This is a genomic window from Acidobacteriota bacterium (assembly GCA_016700075.1).
Lineage (GTDB): Bacteria > Acidobacteriota > Blastocatellia > Pyrinomonadales > Pyrinomonadaceae > OLB17.
Map to the genome: position 1 here is coordinate 1,249,789 of CP065000.1, position 23,209 is coordinate 1,272,997.

General features: G+C 55.1%; 19 protein-coding genes. 13 read left to right on the top strand and 6 right to left on the bottom strand.

Annotated features, from left to right (window positions below; genetic code table 11):
* Positions 1 to 30: 30 nt before the first annotated feature.
* From IPM50_05625 to ispG, 12 genes are all read left to right on the top strand, one after another.
* Positions 31 to 1,041 (top strand): ATP-binding cassette domain-containing protein, encoded by a 1,011-nt coding sequence (locus IPM50_05625; protein QQS34055.1) that lies wholly within the window; start codon positions 31 to 33, stop codon positions 1,039 to 1,041.
* A gap of 121 nt (positions 1,042 to 1,162) precedes the next feature.
* Positions 1,163 to 3,277 (top strand): sensor domain-containing diguanylate cyclase, encoded by a 2,115-nt coding sequence (locus IPM50_05630; protein ID QQS34056.1) that lies wholly within the window; start codon positions 1,163 to 1,165, stop codon positions 3,275 to 3,277.
* A complete protein-coding gene (locus IPM50_05635; protein QQS34057.1) occupies positions 3,270 to 5,426 on the top strand; it encodes an ATP-binding protein in 2,157 nt (718 codons plus the stop codon). The genes IPM50_05630 and IPM50_05635 overlap by 8 nt, the downstream gene beginning before the upstream one ends.
* A gap of 206 nt (positions 5,427 to 5,632) precedes the next feature.
* Positions 5,633 to 7,021, top strand: a complete 1,389-nt coding sequence (locus tag IPM50_05640; protein ID QQS34058.1) for a D-alanyl-D-alanine carboxypeptidase — start codon at positions 5,633 to 5,635, stop codon at positions 7,019 to 7,021.
* A gap of 50 nt (positions 7,022 to 7,071) precedes the next feature.
* Positions 7,072 to 8,811 (top strand): murein biosynthesis integral membrane protein MurJ, encoded by a 1,740-nt coding sequence (gene murJ / locus IPM50_05645; protein QQS34059.1) that lies wholly within the window; start codon positions 7,072 to 7,074, stop codon positions 8,809 to 8,811.
* On the top strand, positions 8,808 to 9,317 hold the full coding sequence (locus IPM50_05650; protein ID QQS34467.1) for a gamma carbonic anhydrase family protein: 510 nt from the start codon (positions 8,808 to 8,810) through the stop codon (positions 9,315 to 9,317). Before murJ ends, IPM50_05650 begins: the two co-directional genes overlap by 4 nt.
* Positions 9,318 to 9,408: 91 nt before the next feature.
* Positions 9,409 to 10,764, top strand: a complete 1,356-nt coding sequence (gene hisS / locus IPM50_05655; protein ID QQS34060.1) for a histidine--tRNA ligase — start codon at positions 9,409 to 9,411, stop codon at positions 10,762 to 10,764.
* A 4-nt stretch (positions 10,765 to 10,768) separates the two neighbouring features.
* A complete protein-coding gene (gene sulP, locus IPM50_05660) occupies positions 10,769 to 12,454 on the top strand; it encodes a sulfate permease (GenBank protein ID QQS34061.1) in 1,686 nt (561 codons plus the stop codon).
* The gene (locus IPM50_05665) at positions 12,451 to 13,041 is read left to right on the top strand and encodes a DUF1572 family protein (protein QQS34062.1); all 591 of its coding nucleotides are present in this window, start codon (positions 12,451 to 12,453) and stop codon (positions 13,039 to 13,041) included. Before sulP ends, IPM50_05665 begins: the two co-directional genes overlap by 4 nt.
* 68 nt (positions 13,042 to 13,109) lie before the next feature.
* On the top strand, positions 13,110 to 14,291 hold the full coding sequence (locus IPM50_05670) for a 1-deoxy-D-xylulose-5-phosphate reductoisomerase (protein QQS34063.1): 1,182 nt from the start codon (positions 13,110 to 13,112) through the stop codon (positions 14,289 to 14,291).
* An 88-nt stretch (positions 14,292 to 14,379) separates the two neighbouring features.
* The gene (gene rseP, locus IPM50_05675; protein QQS34064.1) at positions 14,380 to 15,744 is read left to right on the top strand and encodes an RIP metalloprotease RseP; all 1,365 of its coding nucleotides are present in this window, start codon (positions 14,380 to 14,382) and stop codon (positions 15,742 to 15,744) included.
* Positions 15,745 to 15,798: 54 nt separating this feature from the next.
* The gene (gene ispG / locus IPM50_05680) at positions 15,799 to 16,908 is read left to right on the top strand and encodes a flavodoxin-dependent (E)-4-hydroxy-3-methylbut-2-enyl-diphosphate synthase (GenBank protein ID QQS34065.1); all 1,110 of its coding nucleotides are present in this window, start codon (positions 15,799 to 15,801) and stop codon (positions 16,906 to 16,908) included.
* Between the two features lie 88 nt (positions 16,909 to 16,996).
* Here ispG and IPM50_05685 read toward each other — a convergent pair whose 3' ends face one another.
* From IPM50_05685 to IPM50_05710, 6 genes are all read right to left on the bottom strand, one after another.
* Positions 16,997 to 17,437, bottom strand: coding sequence for a DUF2752 domain-containing protein (locus IPM50_05685; protein QQS34066.1), 441 nt, complete (start codon positions 17,435 to 17,437; stop codon positions 16,997 to 16,999).
* 6 nt (positions 17,438 to 17,443) lie between these two features.
* Entirely contained in the window at positions 17,444 to 18,484 is a 1,041-nt protein-coding gene (locus IPM50_05690; protein ID QQS34067.1) for a DNA polymerase III subunit delta', read from the bottom strand.
* Positions 18,484 to 19,110: a dTMP kinase gene (gene tmk / locus IPM50_05695; GenBank protein QQS34068.1), complete on the bottom strand. Its 627-nt coding sequence runs from the start codon at positions 19,108 to 19,110 to the stop codon at positions 18,484 to 18,486. Before tmk ends, IPM50_05690 begins: the two co-directional genes overlap by 1 nt.
* 6 nt (positions 19,111 to 19,116) lie before the next feature.
* Positions 19,117 to 19,338, bottom strand: coding sequence for an RNA chaperone Hfq (hfq, locus tag IPM50_05700; GenBank protein QQS34468.1), 222 nt, complete (start codon positions 19,336 to 19,338; stop codon positions 19,117 to 19,119).
* Positions 19,339 to 19,417: 79 nt separating this feature from the next.
* A complete protein-coding gene (gene miaA / locus IPM50_05705; GenBank protein ID QQS34069.1) occupies positions 19,418 to 20,365 on the bottom strand; it encodes a tRNA (adenosine(37)-N6)-dimethylallyltransferase MiaA in 948 nt (315 codons plus the stop codon).
* A gap of 38 nt (positions 20,366 to 20,403) precedes the next feature.
* A complete protein-coding gene (locus IPM50_05710) occupies positions 20,404 to 21,246 on the bottom strand; it encodes a type II restriction endonuclease (GenBank protein QQS34070.1) in 843 nt (280 codons plus the stop codon).
* 304 nt (positions 21,247 to 21,550) lie between these two features.
* On the opposite strand from IPM50_05710, the gene IPM50_05715 reads away from it, so the two are divergent.
* A complete protein-coding gene (locus IPM50_05715; GenBank protein ID QQS34071.1) occupies positions 21,551 to 23,131 on the top strand; it encodes a hypothetical protein in 1,581 nt (526 codons plus the stop codon).
* Positions 23,132 to 23,209 lie beyond the last annotated feature (78 nt).

Genomic DNA, 23,209 nt, shown 5'->3' on the forward strand with positions numbered 1-23,209 from the left:
CCCGCTCACGCAGGCAGTTCTGACTTGAATATGAACAACGAAGGCAAAAACCTGATCTCGCTCGAAAACCTTGAAGTGCACTACAGCATCGGGGGCGGGCTCTTTCGTGAAAAAAGGACAGTTCGCGCCGTTGACGGTGTTTCGCTTGATATCAGGAAAGGCGAGACCCTCGGCCTGGTGGGCGAATCAGGTTGCGGAAAATCGACGCTCGGCAAAGCAATTCTCCGGTTGACCGAGCCGACAGGCGGCAAGGTCTTTTATGACGGCAGCGATCTGGCTCATCTGCCGCACAGTAAGATGCGCGACCGGCGCAGGCATCTGCAGATGATCTTTCAGGACCCGTACGCGAGCCTGAACCCGCGAATGAATGTCGGCCAGATAATCGGTGAGCCTATCCGAACGTTCGGTATCGCAAAGGGTGAGGCTGCGGAGTCTATGGTAAGCGATCTGATGGAAACCGTGGGGCTGAGCCGCCGCTTTATCAAGCGATATCCGCACGAATTTTCCGGCGGCCAGCGTCAGCGCATCGGCATCGCACGGGCACTCGCCACCCAGCCGGAATTCATCGTCGCCGATGAGCCGATCTCAGCTCTCGACGTGTCCATTCAGGCGCAGATCATGAACCTGATGGAAAAACTGCAGGCCGAACGCGGATTGACCTATCTTTTCATATCGCACGATCTGCGAGCCGTACGGCATTTGTCAGATCGCGTAGCCGTAATGTACTTGGGCAAAATAGTCGAGATCGCCGCGGGCAAAGATATTTACTCTGAGCCTCTGATGCCTTACACAAAGGCCCTGATCTCGGCAGTTCCCGTGCCCGACCCTGAGATAGAGGCGAGACGCGAACGCATCATTCTGCAGGGCGACGTTCCGTCGCCGATCGATCCGCCGCCCGGCTGTCACTTCCACACGCGGTGCCCCTATGCGGTCGAAGAATGCAAACGCACCGTTCCGCAACTTGTTGAGATCAAGCCTCGCCACTTCGCTGCCTGCATTCGCATCAGCCCGGAAAACCCGCATATCGAGGCCGCAAAATAACCCGCATTTTTTCGTGAAAATGCGCTGCCATTGACCGTTTAAGAGACTACATGTTAAATCGTCTTCTGAGGCAAACGGATTCGACCGGAAGGCCTCCGGCGAACGGCGTATTGCGTTTTTGATGGCAGTTTTGAGCGAAAAGACCATACTCGGCATCCTGCAGCGTATTGCTTACGGCAGCGGTGTGGCCGCGGCGATCACGAACGGGGGCCAAGAGCATTTTGCTGCAAACAATAACTCCATCTGCAGTTCGCTCAATCCCGACGGTGAGTATTCCCCGGCGTGTGCGGCTTTTTGCGGACGTGCCCGTGAAGTGGCCGAGAACGCAGGCGGTACGGCTTCGTTCGTCTGCCACGCAGGGCTCAAATGCCGTGCTGCCGTGATCCCCGAACTCGGCGACAAGGCCGTTGTAGCCGGCAGGACATTTCCCAATTCCGCCGCATACCGTAACGCGACCACGCGTGCGATGACGGGCGACTGGCAGCATCTCGACCCCGTAAAACTTTTTGAGAATGCGCCGATCGAAGATTCGGACGAGGTCATCGACAGGACCGCGAACATGATCGCCGCGATGATAACAAAGGCAGCACTTGCCGCCGAACCGCCTGTAAAGGCCGAAGAACAGATACTCGAAACACCGCCTTTTGACCGGCCGGCAGAAGAACCGGTACGAGAACCCGTTCCGCCGCCGGCTGCCGAGATCGCGCCTCCTGCGGCCGAGGAGTCCCCGTCGAAAACTGTTTTTGATAACGAAAAGGAGCGCCGCGACGCTGCCGAATGGCGGTCGTTCATTGCGACGCTCTCGCGTATGGAATATCGCGAGGCTGCCGAAGCTACGCTGGAAATGGCCGCAGAGCGTTTCAAGATCGATTCTCTGGTGTGGCTCGACCGCACGGGCGACACGCTGCAAAACTTGTCTGCCCGCGGTGCCCTTTCAGAACGCCGTATCACGCTCAACATAAGGCCGAACGATCCGCGTCTTGCCGCTGCTGCCCACACGCGCCGTCCGCTGGAACTCGGCGAACGAGCTAGAGACGGCAAGCAAAGTACGCGTACCCTGCAGCTTTTCCCGCTCGGCAGCGATGACACGGTGAATGCGGCGATCGGAGTTTTCGGCGGTCTGAAACACGAAAACGATGCAGTCAAACTTTCCGGAATTTGTGCTTCGCTGGCGCCGCAGATCGAGATACTTCGTCTTCGTGACGAGGTCAGGCGCCGCGACGAAATATCGCGTGCCGTCAGGCGTTTCAGCGACAGCCTGAAGCAGGTCGATCGCGAAGACCTCTGGACACACGTAGCCCAAAGCTCTGCGGAGATGATCGGTGCCGAGCGTGCATCGATATTTATTCACGACGATCGCACCGGCTCTCTGAAACTTCGCGCCGTGGTCGGAGCGGTAAATGAATTCGATATCGACCTTGCGGGTGAGCGTGTCGCAGAGATCGTCTTTGAAAAGGCCGCCCCGCTGATAGTGCCGGACGTTGCAAAAACAGGATTGCCGTCAGTAGCTGAACGCGGCTATAAGACCCGCTCGTTCCTCGCATGCCCGATCACGCTGGCCGACCGAACACTTGGTGTTATTTGTTTCGCGGACCGCGTTGACGGTTCCCCATTCACGCGAAGTTCGCTCGACCTGTTCCTGATGGTCGCACCCCAGCTTGCGGTCGCGGTAGATCGTGCGGCATTGAAGGACATCGCCGGCGAATTTGAACAGCTGTCGGTGACCGACCCGCTGACGGGCCTGCTGAATCGCCGGTATATCGAGGCGCGTCTCGAAGAAGAAATAAAGCGGTCAAACAGACACGGTTTTCCGATGAGCTTTTTGATGCTCGACGTCGATCATTTCAAATCGTATAACGATACGTTCGGGCACCCTGCCGGCGACGAGGCTCTGAAACTCGTCGGCCACGTTATTCGCGAAACGCTTCGCGGAGCTGACGTTGCCGCTCGCTATGGCGGCGAAGAATTTTCCATTTTGCTTCCACAGACGCCGGGCCATGAGGCCGCAGCCATTGCCGAACGCATAAGAGCTAATATCGAGAACACAAAATTCCCGCACCGTCAGGTAACGACAAGCATCGGCGTGGCAAGCTGTTCGGCAGAGCTTTGTGCCGCGGGGCCGATGGTAGATGCCGCGGACAAGGCTTTGTACGAGGCAAAACGGCTGGGACGAAATCGTGTACAGGCGTTTGAGGCGATCGCCCCCGACGGTGTGATACAAAGAACGTATGGCTGAGCCGAGGCAAGATCAGATATTGGGACGCGTTGCAGCCGATCGTTTTATTGGCAGGCAAGACGAACTTGCGCGTCTGATCGATCACGCCCGCGGCAGCGACACCAACAATGCAATTGCGGTCCTCGCCGAGCCTTTTTCCGGATCTGGGGAATTACTGCGGCAGGCTTACGACAGGCTCTTCACAGAAGGCGGCGAAACGATACCTTTCTTTTTCGACGTCAGAAATTTCCGCGGCGATCTTTCGTCCGCTGCAGCCGCGTTCGTTCGCAGCCTCGCGGTCCAGATCGTAGCTTTCGGCCGCCGCGACCCGAATTTCCTGCATATCCCGCGTGACCTTTCGAGTCTCGCGGACCACGCTGCTCCGAAAGATCTCGAAATAGTGATCTCGCTGTCAGAGATAGAACGGAATGGCTGCGATGACATTCAAAGCTGCTTTGCAGCTCCGTTGATCACCGCGGCACGCGGCCGCCGATCGGCGGTGCTTGTCGCAGGTGCAGAGTTGCTTGTCGGCACGGACGCGTCATGGCTCAATTTTCAAAGCGGCTATCACGATCCGCGGGTCCGCTTAGTTGTGGCCGGTGATCGGCGTGCGATCTACGGAAGGACATCGTTTCAAACGATGGACCTGTCGTCACTGGGAGACGCTGAGGCGTCAGAGATGGCCGCAACCATCGCTTCGACGCGTGAACTGAATATTGCCGACCATATATGCGACCTGATCGGCGAGATGTTCACCGGCTCTCCTGCACTGATCTCTTCGTTCTTGCGAGGAGTGTCGAGGGCAAGCGAGATGACCGCCTACGGGCATTTCGCCCGCGAATATGCAGATTCCGTATGCGGCGGTGAGCTGTCGCTCGTAATAGACGATGCCGTTCGGTCGGCCGTCCCGGACATTGAGCTCAGGGCTCGGACGATCTCCATTTTGTGCGCTCACCTCGATGTAAATGACGGATTTGTTCCGATCTCGTTTTGGCAAAGGCATCTGAAAGCGTCACCTGACGAGGCAGCAAAGATCGTTGACGCGTTGAATTGCGCTGAGTTCATAGACCTGAGCTATGCAGGCACACGGATCCGTCGGGACAAGGTATTTCTGACAGACCATTTGTCGGCTGTCCGCGATCTCAGCCGCTCTGCTTCCCAGCGGGCCCTCATCATCAGCGAACTTGTTTCAGATGTCGCCGCCAGCTCGCCCGAGGCGCTCGAAAGAGCTTATCGCCGTCGCAATGCCCTCGGCATCAGGTCCATTTTAGAGAGTTTCGGATCGCAGGCCGTCTCGACCGCATTGCTTGATTTCCGGCGTTTTCGCAACGAGCTTCGCGGAGCCGACCCGGACAAGATCGAAAAGGCCCTTAAAGAGGATCCGCAGAAATTCACGCTTCCCGCCGTCTCTTTCGCTGCTAACACGGAATACTTTTATCCGCAGTTCGCTGAGATCTGCGACACAGAACGGTCGGCGGTCGGCATCGGCACTGCAGATGGCGGCCGCGAACGGGCGGTCTGGCTCGCCGCCGAGATAGAATCGAAGCTCGAAGCGAACGTCGAAACGACCGAATTCTGGTGCGACCGTCTGGAAATGGCGGCGGCGAATTCGGGCTTTGAGAATTTCGCCATTTGGCTGATCGCTCCCGAAGGCTTTTCAGAAGAGGCTCTTGACGTTCTCGACAAACGAAATGCGTTCGGTTCGAGTCGTCAACAGGCCGAGATGCTGCGTAAAGCACTGGAATCCAAGGTAACGCCGCCAAAGCCACGGCCCGCGAACGAATACGAGATCACCATTCCCACGGGCGAAGAAACGGAGGTCGCTGCAGTTCACGCATTTGAGGAGGCCGCAAAGCGTCACAACGTCCCGCAGAAGACGATAAATAAGATCAAGACCGCCCTCGTCGAGGCGTGCATCAACGCATCGGAACACTCCAACAGCCCTGACGGCAAGATCGAAGTAAGATTCACGTTTTTTCAGAACCGAGTCGATATCGAGGTCGCGAACCGCGGCGTCCGCATGACCCGAGAAAAGGCTGACGCCGCTGCCGCTGAGTCCCGCCGCGGCTGGGGGCTGAAACTGATGAAAGGCCTGATGGACGATGTCCGGATCGACTCTTCTGAGGCCCGCACCGTTGTTCGAATGTCCCGAAACATTGACGCCGCCTGATTCCCCGGCTGCAGATCCATCTAAATTAACACTTCCCTTTTCCCGCCCGATGTTGTATAAAGGAATTCTATTGCTTCCATAAGTAATAGTTAACACTAAGGCTTTAGACTTGAAAAAGATTGAGTTGACCGTCTCGTATATGTTATAAAGTTTAAAGGTGGCAGACGCCCCGGCCGCCTTGAAACAACTTCCCCAATACAATCTTAATGATAAAAATTGCCCTCCGGACAAAGCTTTTTCTCGCCGTTTTTGCCGTAATTGGTTCCACTGCCGCTTTTGCACAGGACGGCAGGACGCCGTTCATGCAGGACATCACGGTTGTCCGTGAACCCGTTGCGACACCGACGCCCGGCGTTCAGCGAACCGGCAGTTCGGCACCGACTATGCCGGTCTCGACCGGCATGAGGACGTCATTCCCGGCGCTTGCTGCGGCAAGGGTTCCGGGCTACTCGGGCATTTTGATCGAATCGATGGACGGCCTTATTGTCGCCGAATCGAATGCCGATATTGCGTTCAATCCCGCTTCGAACGTAAAGGTCGCGACGGCCTACGCGGTCCTGAAAACGTTCGGGCCGGAGTTTCGTTTTTTAACAAGTATTTACACCGACGGCGGCATCGACCGCTCGACGGGAACTCTCCACGGCAACCTCTATGTATCCGGCAAAGACCCGATGTTCGCGTTCCAGCACGGCGTCGCACTTGCCCATGAGCTGAATAAACTTGGGATCCGCAGCATCGCAGGCGACCTCGTCGTCACCGACAATTTTTCGATGAATTATGCGGCATCGCCGGGCGTGTCGGCACAGACGCTGCAGTTAACGCTTGACGCTTCCCGACGCACTGCAGCGGCCACGAAACAGTGGAACGAGTTTTTGATGCACTCAGGCCGTTGGGGGACGGTTGCCGGAACTCCGGACGTAAGGTTCACCGGAGCTGTTTATGTTCAGTCCATACCGAGCAATCTGCAGCACCTTTTTACTCACGAATCTACTCCTGTCAAAGAGATACTGAAGGCGGTCCTTTGCTTCTCTAACAACTTCCTGTCAGAACGCCTCGGAGCGCTTCTGGGCGGGCCATACGCCGTTGCCAGGATCGTTCATCTGAATGCGGGCATCGAGCCGTCAGAATTTTCGATCCAAACAGCAAGCGGTCTTGGGATCAACCGCGTGACGCCGAACGCAATGATGAAATTGCTGCGTTCGCTCCGCAGCGACCTGGCTCGCTACAAACTGACATTTGCAGACATCATGCCGGTCGCGGGAGTTGACCGCGGTACGCTCGAAGGCCGATTTGGCGACACGTTCTCACGAGCGAGCGTCGTCGGCAAAACGGGCACACTTCCCCGCGGCGACAGCGGCGTCAGCACGCTCGCGGGCGAGATCAATACCAAAAGCGGCAAGTTTCTGTTCGTTATCTTCAATCAACGCGGTAATTTCCAGCAGTTCCGCGCTTTCCAAAATTACTTCGTCTCATTGGTTCAGGGGCAACTGGGCGGAGCCGAACCTGTTCCGTACAACTTTATGTCGCTTGACGCCCGCATGGCTCGTTCGAGGATCACCTATCCTGACGGACGCAGCTTCGGCGGCGAAGAATAGACAGGTTTTTCCCAACACGCTCAAACGTGAGATAATCTGCCGCGAAAAGCATGTCGGCAGACAAAGATCCATCATTACCGATCACACCCGACACCAAGATGCCTGCATCTGACGGGGCGAAGGTCGCGCGTTTCGCCGGGATCGCGTCGATAGCTATCCTTTTCTCACGCTTTTTCGGCCTGATCCGCGAGATCATCTTTGCAAAGTATTTCGGAGCAGGGTTTCTGTATGACGCTTTCATTGTAGGCTTTCGAGTACCTAACCTTCTTCGCGATCTCTTTGCCGAAGGTGCTCTATCAAATGCGTTCGTTAAGATCTTTACGGACTACATAACGAACCGCAGCGAAGCAGAGGCGTGGCGGTTGGCGAGTCTTGTTTTCAACGTTCTCGCCGTCGTGATGAGCATCATCACGATCGCGGGCATATTCCTTTCACCGCTATTCGTAAAGATCATCACCTATAACTACCTCGGCGACCCGAATCACTACTATCCCGCTGAGAAAGCTGCATTGGCGACCGTGCTGATGCAGATAATGTTCCCTTTTATACTGCTCGTCGCGATGGCAGCTCTCGCGATGGGCGTGCTCAATACAAAAGGACGTTTCGGCATTCCGGCGTCGGCTTCGACGGCGTTCAACATTGCGTCGATCGTTGTCGGGCTCGCTCTGGCCTATTGGCTGAGCGGCGGCGGATGGGAACGTTCGATCGACAAACTTTCCATTCCGGCGGATACGGCACAATGGGCGATCATCGGCATGGCGATCGGCACGCTTGTCGGCGGAGCCGCTCAGCTTTTGATACAAATTCCGTCGCTGTACAAGGTCGGCTTTCGTTTTCGGCTGAATTTCAATTTACGCGACGAAGGGCTGCACCGCGTGATGCGTCTGATGGCTCCGGCGATAATCGGAACAGGTGCGATTCAAATAAAAGTATTGGTCGATACCATCGTCGCTTCGGGCATCGACGGTGGAGCTTCGTGGCTCAGCTATGCGTTTCGGCTGATGATGTTCCCTATCGGCGTTATCGGCGTGTCGGTCGGCACCGCAGCAATACCCACGCTTTCGCGGCTTGCGTCTGAAGGCAATACCGTACGCTTTCGCAACACGCTTTCCGATGCAGTGAAGCTGGTGATCCTCGTTGCCGTGCCCTCAGCTTGCGGGCTGATAGTACTTAGCGAACCGATCATCAGCCTTCTTTTCCAACGCGGCGAGTTCACGCCATTCGACACCGATATGACCGCGTGGGCCCTTACCGGTTACGCTATCGGTTTGGCGGGCTATGCGTCTATAAAGGTACTCTCACCGGGCTTTTTCGCGCTTGAGGACGGCAAAACTCCGATGCTCGTCAGTCTGGCGTCAATTGTAATTCACGTACCCGCAAGTTTTCTGCTGATGCAGCTGCTTTCGACCGTCGGCGTGACCCCTGATCGCCCGAACGGCTACGGTCATGTCGGCGTTGCACTCGCTACGACATTGGTTTCGATAGCCAATTTCCTCGCGCTCGTTTTCTTGATGCGGCGCCGTATCAAACGCATCAACGGCGGCGAGATATTGGCGTCACTTGCTAAAACGGCCGCTGCATCTGTGATAATGTCGGCCGCTGCATTTGAGGTTTATCATTCGATAAAGGGCATATTCCCGCACAAGGTGCTGCTGACGCAGATTTTTGACGCTTTTGTGCCCATCGCAGCCGCCGTCTTGGTTTTCGTAATAGCTGCTAAGCTGCTCAGGATCAGCGAGATGGAGAAGATCTTCGGAGTATTCCAAAAGAAATTGGGATTCGGTAAATAGTTATGATTAGGGACTTTAACGGCACAATGCCGAAGATACATCCGACCGCATTCATCACCGACGACGCGATAGTCATCGGCGATGTTGAGGTCGGCGAGGACGCGAGCGTGTGGTTCGGGTCGATCGTTCGCGGTGATGTAAATTACATACGCATCGGTGCTCGAACGAACATTCAGGACGGCTGCGTCATACACGTCAGCCAGCGAACGCATCCGACCATTCTGGAGGACGAGATAACGGTCGGCCATCGCGTAACACTGCACGGCTGTCACGTTGAAAGCGGCTGCCTGATAGGCATCGGAGCGATCCTGATGGACGGCGTCCGCGTGGGACGGCAATCGCTGGTCGGTGCGGGAACTTTGTTGACGCCCGGCACGCAAATACCGCCGCGTTCGCTTGTGATCGGTTCGCCCGGCCGCGTCAAACGTGAGTTGAGCGAAGACGAACTCGCATTCCTCGACCGCTCGTGGCAAAACTACACCGAACTAAAAAAGCACTACGCTTAAAAAGATCATTTGCCACCAATTACACGGATACCACAAATAAAAAAGTCGGAATTCGTGCTATTCGTGTATTTCGTGGCTAAAATAGGTCGTTATGGGAAGCACTAATCCGGCGCGTGGAATGCGCGATCTTCTCCCCGCAGATGTCCGAAAACGCGAATACGTGATCGGCATAATAAAGGAAGTGTACGAAAGCTACGGCTTTGAACCGCTCGAAACACCCGCGGTCGAAAACCTCGAAACGCTGATGGGCAAGTACGGCGACGAAGGCAATCAGTTGATCTTTAAGATACTCAAGCGCGGCGAGAAACTGAGACAAGAAACAGGAAACGGGAGACAGGAGTTGAAAGAATCTGACCTGTCCGATCTCGCCTTGCGTTACGACTTGACCGTGCCGCTCGCCCGCGTCGTCGCCAACAACCGCAACGAACTCCCAAAATTCTTCAAACGCTATCAGATACAGCCCGTCTGGCGCGCCGACCGCCCGGCACGCGGCCGATTTCGTGAGTTTTATCAGTGCGATGTGGATGCCATTGGCTCGTCGTCGATGGTCGTAGAGGCAGAACAGATATCAGCGGTGACCACGATCCTGAGACGGCTGGGTTTCGATGATTTCACGATCCGTTTGAATCACCGAGAGATTCTAGCCGACATTTTGGATACGGCAGCCGTTCCCGAAGCACTGCACGGCGATGCTCTTGTAGCGATCGACAAACTGGATAAGATCGGCAGCGAGGGCGTCTCAAAAGAGCTTGCAGACCGAGGAATCGCTGCGTCCGCTGCGAACATGCTGCTCGACATTTTCGAACAGACGCAGATTATAGTTGACGGCGGAGTAGAGATCAATCAAACGATCTTCAGCAATCTGATAAACATAGTCAGCAGTGATGTCCTGACTCAGATCGGCCAGATCCTCAAGTTTGCAGGCGATAGTCCGGTCCAACTGGACCCTTCGCTGGCACGCGGCCTTTCATACTACACAGGTGCGATCTTCGAGATAAATGTTCCTGATCTCGCAGGAAGTCTGGGCGGCGGCGGGCGTTATGACGGCTTGATAGGGATGTTCGGAAAGGAGCAGATCCCGGCGTGCGGATTTTCCTTGGGCTTGGAACGCATTCTCGTTGTAATGGAAGAACGCGGGATGTTCCCGCCTGAGATCGCCGAATCGACGCCGGCAGACGTGATGGTCACGGTCTGGAGCGACGAAACGATAGCCGAATCGCTAAAGCTCGCTGCTGAACTCCGCTCCGACGGCCTCCGCGTGACCGTTTATCCCGAGCCCGACAAATTCGGCAAGCAGATAAAATACGCCGACCAGATCAAGGTACCCTACGTTTGCATACTCGGCGAAAGCGAGATCGCCGAAGGCAAGGTCATCATTAAGAACATGGCAACGGGCGAACAGATCTCTGTCCTTAGAGGCGAGACGGCCCCAACACTTCTCTCCTAACCCAATGAATCGACAATTCGAACCTAAACTGCTGTCCGTCCTGAAAGAGGGCTACACGTTCAAACAGTTTCAGGGCGATCTGATGGGCGGGCTCACGGTCGGCGTGGTCGCGTTGCCCCTCGCCATCGCTCTCGCGATCGCTTCGGGCGTAAAACCCGAACAAGGCCTGTACACAGCCATCGTCGCAGGATTTGTGATCGCGGTGCTCGGCGGTTCACGCACACAGATCAGCGGGCCTACAGGTGCATTCGTAGTCATCGTTTACGGCATCGTTCAGAAATATGGCTACGACGGCCTCGTGGTAGCGACGCTGATCGCCGGAGTGATGCTTATCATAATGGGGCTTGCACGAATGGGAGCGTTGCTCAAATTCGTTCCCTATCCGGTGATCGTCGGTTTTACGTCCGGTATTGCGGTCATAATTTTCTCCTCGCAGGTCAACGAATTTCTCGGACTCAACGTCGAAAAGGTGCCCGCCGATTTTGTCGAGAAATGGATCGAGTACATTCGATATTTTTCTGCACTTGATCCGTACACTCTCGGCGTGGGAGCGGTCTCTCTGCTGATAATAATTCTCTGGCCAAAGGTAACGCACCGCGTACCGGGACAGCTGATCGCCATACTCGCGGTGACGTTTGCTGTACAGTATTTTCAGATCCCCGTTGCTACGATCGAAACGCGTTTTGGCGGAATGCCTACCGGCCTGCCGTCGCCGCAATTGCCGACGGTGACCTGGGCAGTATTTCAGGAATTGTTCACGCCTGCGCTGACCATCGCCATTCTCGCCGCGCTCGAATCTCTGCTCTCGTCTGTGGTTGCTGACGGCATGACGGGAACGCGCCACCGCTCCAACATGGAACTCGTCGGCCAGGGGGCGGGAAATATTGCCTCTGCGATCTTTGGCGGCATTCCCGCCACAGGAGCGATCGCTCGTACAGCGACGAACATTAAAAGCGGCGGCCAGACACCGGTCGCCGGCATCATTCATGCGGTTTTCCTGCTTCTCGTCCTACTCCTTATCGGCAAATGGGCCGCGATGATCCCGATGGCCACGCTTGCGGCTGTTCTGATCGTCGTTGCGTACAACATGAGCGAATGGCGCGAATTCAAACATTTGCTCAAGAGTCCGCGTGGCGATATTGCTGTTCTTTTGGCGACTTTTCTACTTACGGTATTCATCGAATTGACAGTGGCGATCCAGGTCGGCATTTTACTTGCAGCCTTTCTCTTTCTGCAGAAAATGTCCAACGAAGCTCACGTCGATGTCATCACAGACACACTCGAAGAGGACGAGGAATTTAGGTCGCGGGACATGTCGCAGATTGACATCCCGAAACGTGTCGAGGTCTTTGAGGTTTACGGCTCACTTTTCTTTGGTGCGGTCAGCCAGTTCAAGGAATCTATACGAATCGTCGCGACCAAACCGCAGGTGATAATACTTCGGATGCGTCAAGTTCCGACGATCGACGCGAGCGGTATACACATACTTGAAGAGTTGGTGAAGGAGGCACATTCCAGCGGATGTATAATTGTATTTTCGGCGGTCTCTCGTTCGGTCTTTCGAGTGATGCGTAAAAGCGGTTTTGTCGAGATGGTTGATAAGAATAATTTTGCGCGGGACATCTTCGGCGCTCTTGAGATCGCCCGAAAACATCTGGATCAAGGGGATATTGAAAGTACGAGGCAATGAATTTCATAGAAAACTACAGGTCAGACGCTATTAAGTCTTTCGGCAATTACAAGAAACTCGCCGAACGTGCCATGGAACAGATCTCGGACGAAGAATTCTATGTACGGATCGACGCCGGATCAAATTCGATAGCTATCATTGTTAAACACATCGCCGGCAATCTTCACTCGCGTTGGCGTGATTTTTTGACGACGGACGGCGAAAAACCGGACCGATATCGCGATACGGAATTTGAGCTGATCGGGGACACGCGGGAATCACTCATGCAATATTGGGAAGCAGGCTGGCAGACGCTTTTTGACACGCTCGAAGCACTTTCGGCAGATGACCTAAGTAAAACGGTCACCATCCGCCGCGAACCGCACACCGTTGTCGAAGCGATGAACCGCCAGCTAACACATTATGCCTATCACGTCGGCCAGATCGTCTTCCTGGCAAAGCATCTAAAGGCGAAAGAATGGAAGACCCTCAGCGTACCGCGAAACCGCTCAGCGCAGTTCAACGAATTCCTTGCAAAGAGGCAATCCGAAGGGACTCCGCGTTCGGGACATTTGGAAGCCACGTTTGAATTCGGCAGCGAGGAGTAAGCACTTCACACTTGTAATTATCCGCTGAATAAAACAATCCCGGCGTAAATGCTATTCTACTCATTCGTATGCGCGTAATTTCCATACTAGGCTCGACCGGCTCAATAGGGCGAAGCACACTGGCTGTCACGGAACATCTCGGCGATATTCGCGTCGCAGCGATGGCCGCCGGGCGCAATATGGAGCTGTTCGCGGAGCAGGTGGCAAAATTCCGCCCCGAACTCGTAGCATGCGACGACGCGGAATGTGCGGAATCATTGGCAAATCAACTCCGTGCCCACGGAGCCGAGATACCGCGTATCGAGACCGGCACGAACGGACTGGTAGCGGTTGCCACTCACGCTGATGCCGAAACGGTCGTCTCGGCGACGGTCGGAGCAGTTGGCTTTATTCCAACGCTGCGAGCTATTGAGGCCGGCAAACGGATAGCTCTTGCAAACAAGGAAACGCTGGTAATGGCGGGCGAAGTGATGACCGCCGCTGCCGCCAAGAGCGGTGCCGAGATATTGCCCGTCGACAGCGAACATAACGCCATTCACCAATGCCTCCGCGGCGAGAAGATGTCTGAGGTCAAACGCCTGATCCTGACAGCGTCGGGCGGGCCTTTTCGAACCAGGTCAAAGGTCGAGATCGCTCTCGCGACACGTGAAGAAGCCCTAAATCATCCGAATTGGGACATGGGCGAAAAGATAACAATCGATTCTGCGACGCTGATGAACAAAGGCCTTGAGGTGATCGAAGCTCACTGGCTTTTCGGGCTGCCGGCCGAACAGATCTCTGTGATAGTGCATCCGCAGTCGGTCATCCATTCGATGGTGGAACTCAATGACGGCTCGATCATCGCTCAACTCGGTGTGACGGATATGAAGCACCCGATCCAGTACGCTCTTACATATCCCGATCGGCTTGTGGGCTGCGTGCCGCCGCTCGATCTCGCAGGACTGTCGCAATTGACCTTTGAAGAGCCGGACATCGACAAATTCCCGTGCCTCGGCCTCGCTTTTGACGCGCTGAAACAAGGCGGCACTATGCCAGCGGTCTTGAATGCCGCAAATGAGGTTTCCGTACGCAGTTTCCTCGATGGACGTATCGGTTTTGGTGATATTGCCGATATCAATGGCGGCGTAATGGCGACGCACGAGGTTAAACCGGCGTCTGAGATCGACACCATTTTAGAAGCCGACAATTGGGCACGCGGCGTTGCTGAGAGCATGGTCGCCGTCCGAACAACGACCGCTGCACATGTTTAGGTTGACTCTGACAAAGCCCGAAACCTACACTTTATGTACAACACGGACGCGTAGGCGGGCCGTCTAATTGAATTGTCCTGATAGATAAATGCCAGATATTTTAATAGCGATACTTGCAATACTTTTCGTGCTCGGCGTGGCGATAAACATCCACGAATTCGGGCATTTCGCGGTCGCACGCCTTTTCGGCATGCGTGTCGAAGCATATTCATTCTTCGGCCTCGGGCCGCGTCTTTTTGGGTTCAAGGTCGGCCACACGGATTATCGTGTTTCCGCTATCCCGCTCGGAGCCTACGTAAAACTCTACGGCGACGAAGGCGCCGGGCCGCTCGAAGCAAAAGATTCGAATTCGGAACCGGTTCCCGAATCGGAGCTGTATGAACTCCGTCCGCGTTGGCAAAAGTTCTTCGTTATGGTCGGCGGGCCGGCGATGAACATCCTGCTCGCTTTGGCGATACCGTTCACGCTCGGTCTGATGTACGGCGTTCCTACAAATCCTGCACCGATCGTCGGATACGTCAAGCCTGACGGTGCGGCCGCAAGGGCCGGCGTCGTTTCGGGCGACCGCATCGTAAAATTTGACGGCATGGAAAATCCGTCGTGGGACCGCGTTCAAGATGATGCTTTGCTGGTTCCTGACAAAGAGGTCCCGATGACAGTGGAACGCGGCGGCCAGCGCGTTGACCTGACCATCGTTCCGACGCGGGTGACTCAGAACGGCCAATCCGGCGGCTTTCTCGATATGTCGGCAGATGCGGGTCAAGAGCCTGTCGTGGTTGGTTCGATAGACTCATCGATGCCCGCTGCGGAATCCGGCCTAAAGCCCGGCGATTGGATCACCAGCGTAAACGGCAAGGCGATCCGCAACAGTCAGGAAATGAAAACGCTTGTAGGCGAAGCGAAAGACCAGCCAATAGTGCTTTCCGTAACCCGCGGCAACGAACAGCTCGAACTCACAACGCGTGCGGTTCAAAAAGATAACGACTGGCTCATCGGCATTCGTTTTGACCTAAGTTTGCTGGACAACCGGGAACCTGTCGGCGTTATCGGTGCTGCAGCTTATGCAGTAGATCAAAATATGCGGGTGCTTCGCCTAACGGGCAAAGCTCTCGGCCAGGTAGGCACAGGCGAGCGTGCAGCCCGAGATACGGTATCCGGCCCGATCGGCATCGCTCAGGTTATCGTAAACACGGTGTTTTCGGCGGGCTTCATGGGCTTGCTGTCGATCCTGATGCTCATTTCATTGAGTCTCGGCATCATGAATCTTCTCCCGATACCGATGCTCGACGGCGGGCAAATTATGGTTCTCGGCATCGAGAAAGTGCTGTCGTGGTTCGGCAAAACGCTCTCTATCGTCGCCCGCGAACGCATACAGATGACCGGCCTTGCGATCGTTCTGCTGCTGATGGTCACGGTGATCTTCTTTGACGTTTCTCGGCTGTTGGGTAAATAGATGTCGCGTGCCGTCGCTGGTGATGGGAGAGTGGTGGGCAACTAGAGTAGATCAATGAAACGAGTCACAAAAGCCGTAAAGGTTCGCGACATACAGATCGGCGGCGGTGCGCCGGTAGCCGTCCAGTCGATGACAAAGACGGACACGACCGACGTTGACGGCACATTAAAGCAGATCGAAGAAATGGTCGAGGCAGGCTGCGAGATAGTGCGTATCGCTGTGCCGGACGACGATGCCGCGGCCGCTCTTAAAGAGATCCGCAAACGCACCGATGCTCCTCTTGTCGCGGACATTCATTTCCACTATAAACTCGCGCTCAAAGCACTCGAAGCAGGCATAGACAAACTGCGCATCAATCCCGGCAATATCGGCCACATTGATCGTGTCCGGCAGGTGGTCCGCGCCGCCGAGGCTCAGAAGGTGCCCATTCGTATCGGCGTCAATGGAGGCTCACTTGAGAAGGACCTGCTGAAAAAGTACGGGACGGCCACACCTGAGGCGATGGTCGAAAGCGGCATGCGTCATGTCCGCATACTCGAAGACCTCGGTTTTGGCGACATCGTGATCTCGCTCAAGGCCTCGGATGTCAATCGCATGGTCGCTGCCTATCGGCTGATGTCTGAAAAGGTAGATTATCCGCTTCACCTGGGCGTTACCGAGGCTGGCACGCCCTTTGGCGGAACTATAAAATCGGCCATCGGGCTTGGAATGCTCCTGCACGAAGGGATAGGCGATACGATCCGCGTTTCGCTTGCAGCCGAGCCGCATGAAGAGGTCCGCGTCGGCTGGGAAATTTTGAAATCGCTTGAGCTTCGCAAACGCGGCGTTACAGTCGTCGCCTGCCCGACCTGCGGGCGGCTTGATATCGACAACTTCGTCGAGATCGTTACCGAGGTCGAACGACGGCTCGCACACGTCGAAGAGCCGCTGCATCTTTCCATTATGGGCTGTGCCGTAAATGGCCCGGGCGAGGCCCACGATAGCCAGCTTGGCATTACTTTTGGCCGCAATGTTGGGATGATCTTCAAGGACGGCGTGCCGATGCGGCGGGTTGCGGGTGCGGACATCGTCGAGGAGTTTGTCAAAGAGGTCGAGCTGCTGCGAAAGGAAGGCTCTTCTGCAAAACCTCTCACCGAAGACAAGCCGCTCGTCCAGATCACCTAAAGTCGAAACGTGAAAAGGTGGAAGTGTGAAAGGGCCGCAACCGGAGCGGCCCTTTTTTCTTGTTCACCTTTTCACTATCGCACTATTGCTAAGGATAGAGCACCGTTAGCGGCCAAACCGGAATATTCCGTAGCACGCCGAAGACAAGCATTGTCACGAGCAGTCCGCCGATCAGATAAGGCGTATCAAGCCGAAGTTTCAGCCCGCGTCCGCGGATCGCCAGCAGCAACAGCGAAATAAAAGCCCATCCAAACACAAAGCTCCAGATCGGTATCATCGCGTTGAAATCGACCGCAGTTATTACATCGCCCCGGAATAGTGCGTGAAATCCGCGGGTCAGTCCGCAGCCCGGACATGCAAGGCCGGTCATCGTGAAAAGAGGGCACACGGGGAAAACGCCGGCGTCAGAAGGATCGAGCAGAGCGACCGCGACACATCCTCCGGCCATTGCGGCTACGCCGCCCGCGGCCAGCATTCTCTCTGCACGCGGCGAGATCGGAGAACTTCTTACTGCATTTTCCAACTGCATCTATCCTCAATTTCCTGCCGCCATTTTTGTGAAAAGAGCGTCCATCGCGATGCGTCGATTAATATTTACGTCGAGCGACTCACGCAAGTTCTCGATCTCGGTATTCCACGCTGCCAGATGAGATCTGTCCGTTTCCTCAGCGATCAATGCCAGCTTATCTTCGAGGTCGGGATTCTTCAAATGCGTCGACTCTCCGCCGACGGAAATATGCCATACGTCGTTAATCAAAGACTGCAGCAGATCGAGCGACGTTTCAAAACTGTCTTTTTCCTTTCCGTCGGCGATGGCCTCAGACGTTTTCAATTGCGCTGCGCGATCACCCCGAAATACAGCGTTTTCTAATACTCCCAATACCCTTTCACGTCGTGCCTTGAGATCATTAACGTCAAGTTCAACTGCACGCCCGATACTGCCCAATGCGAATTTCGCCGCCAGCCTGGCATCTTGCTGGTGAGATCCTTTGTGCTCGGTCAAATAATGTTCGATATCGTGCTCTGAAACCGGAGAGAAACGGAGCTGCTGGCAACGCGACAGGATCGTCGGAAGCAGAGCATCAGGCCGCGAGGTCACCAAGACGATGTGTGTCGAAGGTGCGGGCTCTTCGAGCGTTTTCAGCAGGGCGTTGGCCGCCGCATCGTTCATACGATCGGCATCGTCAACGATAAAGACCCGTGCTCTGCCCTCGTACGGGCGAAAATTCGCCTCTGATTCCAGGTGACGAATGGCATCGACCAGAATATTACGGCCATAGGGCATGACCATGCCTATGTCGAGATGTTCGCTGATAATGACGCGTCTGTGAGCATCGCGGTCGTCCGATTTTGGAAGCTCAAAAACACCGGCTCGTTTGCATGCCGAGCACTTCTCGCAGGGTTCCAAGCCCTGTGGCTCGCTGCAGACAAAGGCCCTCGCAAGCTCGATCGCAAATTGCTTTTTGCCGATGCCGTCGATGCCTGTAAAAAGCATCGAATTCGGCACTCGGCCGCCCTCGATCAGCCGCCGGAGGGCCGATTTGATAAAAGCATTTCCGATGAGCCTTTCGAACATCAGTTAAGTAAATTCCCTATCAGCATCCTGACATCGTGTTCGATCGCGGCTACTCCGCGTCCCGCGTCGACGACACGAAAACGCTCAGGCTCGCGGTCCGCAATAGCTAGGTAGGCATTGCGAACGCGTGTGTAAAACTCTGCCGTCTCACCGTCCATCCGGTTCGCTCGCGATGCAGCATGGCGGTTTTCCATACGTTTAAAGGCAGTTTCGACCGGAATATCAAAAAATACTGTCAGGTCCGGCTCCAGTCCGCCCGTGGCAAGGCCGATCACCTCGGCGACCAGATCCGCGTCAAATCCGCGGCCGCCGCCCTGATATGCCTCGGTCGCATCCGCGTAACGGTCTGAGATGACGACCTTGCTTGCGGCGAGAGACGGCCGGATCAGATGTTCGACATGCTGCGCCCTGTCGGCGGCAAAAAGCAGCAGTTCAGCAAGCGGAGATACTGTTTCGTCCGATTCCAGAAATGTCGCACGCAGACGGCGTCCGAGAGGCGTTCCTCCCGGTTCGCAGGTGGTCACGACATCGTGCCCCGAGGCACGCAAATACGTTTCGAGCGACCTCAACTGCGTGGTTTTGCCGCTGCCGTCGATGCCCTCGAATGTGATGAACTTGCCCTTCAAAATGCGTTATTCGGACGCGGCTCTTTCCAGCGAAATGGACGAGATCGCGTGTTTGAAGATAAGGACCTCGGCCCCGGAAACGTCTAAGAGCACCGAGAACTTGTCAAAGCTCTTGATGCGGCCGGAAACCTTGGCTCCCTGCAAGAGATGGATCGCGACCACAATACGTTCGCGCCGTGCAGAATTTAGAAACGCATCCTGAATGTTCTGGGACGATTGTTTTTCCATAGTGCCCTCACCGGCCGCAATTTCACTCATAAACACGAAGATTATAGCAAAGATTCAGATATTTGCAGGGGAAGTTTTCCTAATTTTGGGCAGACTCATGAATCTCTCTCAAGAGCTGACTTTGGACGTCGGCATCGCCGCCGAAACCCCGCAGCCAAACGGCGTCCGGCTCGCGGCGAAACCAGGTCAATTGGCGTTTGGCATAGTTTCGAACATCCTGTTTGCTCTTTTCAATGGCCGATCCGAGGTCGCGTTCGCCTCTAAGATACTCACATACGCGGCGATAACCGTGAGCTCCCAGCGCATTGCCGCTCTCATTTATACCGGCCGCGATCAGTTGTTTCACCTCGTCAACAAGCCCCGCAGCAAAATGAGCATCTGTGCGTGCATTTATTCTTTCGTAGAGAACATCACGCGGCGGATCGAGGACAAAAAGCCGTATTCGTGAGGCAAAATCATGCGGCTCGGCACGTAGCGGCTGAACCTCGCTGATGCGTTTTCCGGTCTGAAAATAGAACTCAAGTGCCCGAATTGCACGAACATGATCCCGGCGTTCGATGCGGGCCGCGGCCGCGGGATCGATGCGGGTGAGCATGCGATAAAGATGTTCTACGCCGCGGCGTTTGTGAATGTTCTTGAACCTCTCACGCAGCTTGGCATCAGTTTTCGGGCTGTCAAAAAGCGGCTGCCGCAGCGTACGAAGATAAAATCCGGTTCCGCCGATCAACACGGGCACTTTGCCCCGCGATTCCACCTCGCGGATCTTTTCCACTGCATCGCGAGCCCAATCAGCGGCCGTGTAATTCACGTTCGGATCGACGTAATCGATCAGATGATGCGGAATTCCCTGCTTCTCTTCTTCACTCGGTTTCGCGGTCGCTATCTCGATGCCGCGGTATATCTGAACGGAGTCAAAATTGATGACCTCGCCGTCGATCTGCTTGCACAAAAACACACCGAGCACCGTCTTGCCCGAACACGTCGGACCTGAGACAGCGTAGATCGCCTTGGGCTTTTGCTCAGACATTCTGAGAAAAGATTAGCACGCAAACTGCTGACAGCATGCTACCTGGAACTGGAAAATAAGAGTGCGGGATTTAGTTTGAACTGCAGCATTTTCGCGGATTCGCGGCCACCGTCACCGCCTTTTCGCTGCATAGTGATACGGCCGATCTTCAGGTTGCCGCTGCGTGTGACCTCGACGGGGCCTTCTGAAAAGAATCTGACCGCTTCGTCTGACGTCACGATGATGTGGCTTTTTTCGCCGCCGGGCTTCCACGCGACCATGAAAAAGTCCGCTTTGTTCGCTCCCTCGCCGCGGATCAGATCCTCGACAATACGCTGCTTATTACTGGTGAAAAACGCGACGACGTTTTCGCGGGCTTCCTTTTCCAACTCGGTCAGAAACATACGCTCCGGCCGCCGGGACTTGCCGTTTGGCGGGTCTTCGCCGACAAATAGCCGCATCGCCGCGACGACGTCCGAGGGTATATTCCACATCTTCGCGTATTGCCGCAGCCATCGCTTGTCGATCTGATTAAAGCCGTTCGGACTCGAAACCAGCTTGATCGAAATGCCGTGGCGAAACGTAGGCCCATCGATCGACTTGACCGTTACGACGACATCAGCCTTGTCGCCGTGCGGCTTGAATGCATAAACTGACTCGATCAAGGATGGATCATGCCCCAACGTGCGTAGCCACGCCTTTGCATCCTCATCCTCACGCCATTTATTGAACTTGTCGCGGATCTCATCCTCGTTCCGAAACCCGCCCTTCGCCGTCTGCGAGCCGCGTTCGACCGCCGCCGAACGCACGGGCGCCTGAGCGAACGAAATCGATCCGCTTGCTGCGATCAACAGCAATAAAACAAGCCCGCGAATAGCGCTTTCCGCCTTTGTGTGTCGCATTGTTAACTCGGGAATGCCCCTTGATCACGATAGCGCAGAATGGCAAAGAGGTAGAATCTTGCGACATCGGTATCCGACGGCCCAAATCGGTGCGTTGATAACGCAGAGAGTTTTTCCGGCAACTCAATACAACTGATCTGATCCTTGCCTCATCAGCGTTTTAAAGGCCACTAGAATTCGCTTTGGAAATGGCTAGATGGGCTATTGACATTTTTTTGGGGGGGTATAATGCGGGAAATTTCATGCTTCATTCTCAAATCTAATTCTGATCGAACACATTTTAGGGAAAGGAGGTCTCCTTGCGATGATCAGTTCTGTGTATGTGAAAGTCCGAAACTATTTAGTTGCTTCCGTGGTTTGTTTGCTATTGTTCGCCTCGTTCAGCCTCTGTTTATTTTCTCAGGAGCGACAACAGCTTCCGACGGGTCCAAAACCTGATCAACGTCAGATCGACCGGATCAACGCGACCGCGAAAAGGCTGGATTCGCTTCTAAAAGAATCGGCTCTCCCGATCTCCGGCTTTGATCTCATTGCCCGGAATTGGCGTGATCGAATTCGGGATAAGGCGGGGTTGATACCGCAATTTACCGAGTCTCGCCGGATCAATACTGCGGAGATCGCCGGAGTTTACGTTGGTGATGAGGTTGAATTTCCCGAACATACCATACTAACTTCGGACGTGCTGATAGTAGCTAATAGGATCCGATTCTTGGGCAGCGACATAAGGATATCCGGTCCCCATGCCGTATTTTTCTTCGCCCTTGAATCTACTCAGACCGGATCTCCGCGAGGAAAGATCACTATCAATACAAGTGGTTTGGGGCGCAGAGAGGCTCACTTTGCGAAATGCCGAATGTCCGGCGAAACTAACTGTAATTTGGACGGAAGCCCCTACACCAGTTCAGAGGTTCTTAGATTGATCGAACAAGACCAAAATACAAGTGGAGCTCCGGGTCAAGATGGGCCGAATGGAACTGACGGCTCAAATGGCGCGAACGGAAACGACGGAATGAATGGAAGTAACGGCTCATGCCTTACTCGAAATTTAAACGGTGAAAATGGTATAGACGGCGGTGATGGAGCTCACGGAGATGATGGGAGCATCGGTGGAAATGGCACTCCCGGTGGCAATGCCAATCCTATCATCTTTCATGCGAATCCAAATGACCAGAACCCGGTTATCCTGATTGCGAACGGTGGATCCGGGGGAAATGGCGGGAATGGTGGACATGGAGGCTCAGGAGGAAACGGTGGACATGGCGGAAAAGGCGGGAACGGCGACGCATGTTCTTGTTCCGAGCTCGGGAACGGCGGCAATGGCGGTAATGGCGGCGACGGTGGAGCCAAGGGATACGGAGGAAACGGCGGTAACGGTGGTAACGGAGGAAACGGCGGCGATATTACGATCCACTATCCACCGTCCTACAATACTGGTCTGATATCGACATCCAGCGTTGGCGGCAATGGCGGTGCCCCCGGAACGGGAGGCTACACCGGTTCGCTTGGCATCCCTGGAACAGGCGGATCTCGCGGCGTCGCCGGCTCATATGGAACATGTTATGGCTCGAACGGAGCGGCCGGACTGAACGGCAATCTTTGGAAACACGGCGGAACCGCGCCATCACCCGGACAAGGAGGAAATGGCGGTGACGGAGGAGCGATTACTTATGTTCCGACAGGAGGTAGCGGCGGATACTATGAACCGGGAGGATTCGGCAACGGCTGCACACATTGGTTTTGGGTTTGGTACACATGCACGTTGCAGAATGAGCGTGCAGATGGAAAGATGCCGACAAGGGGACGGCCGTCGTTAGATACAACGCTCTTCCCTATCGCTGCTTCCGTTCGGCCGCGTGACACGTCGTTAATGAAAGAGTCTGTTTGAGTATGCGAAATTATCCATTCGCAATATGCGGGCTATTGGTAGCTGGCAGGTTTTGATTGACAACGAACTTTTGGATCA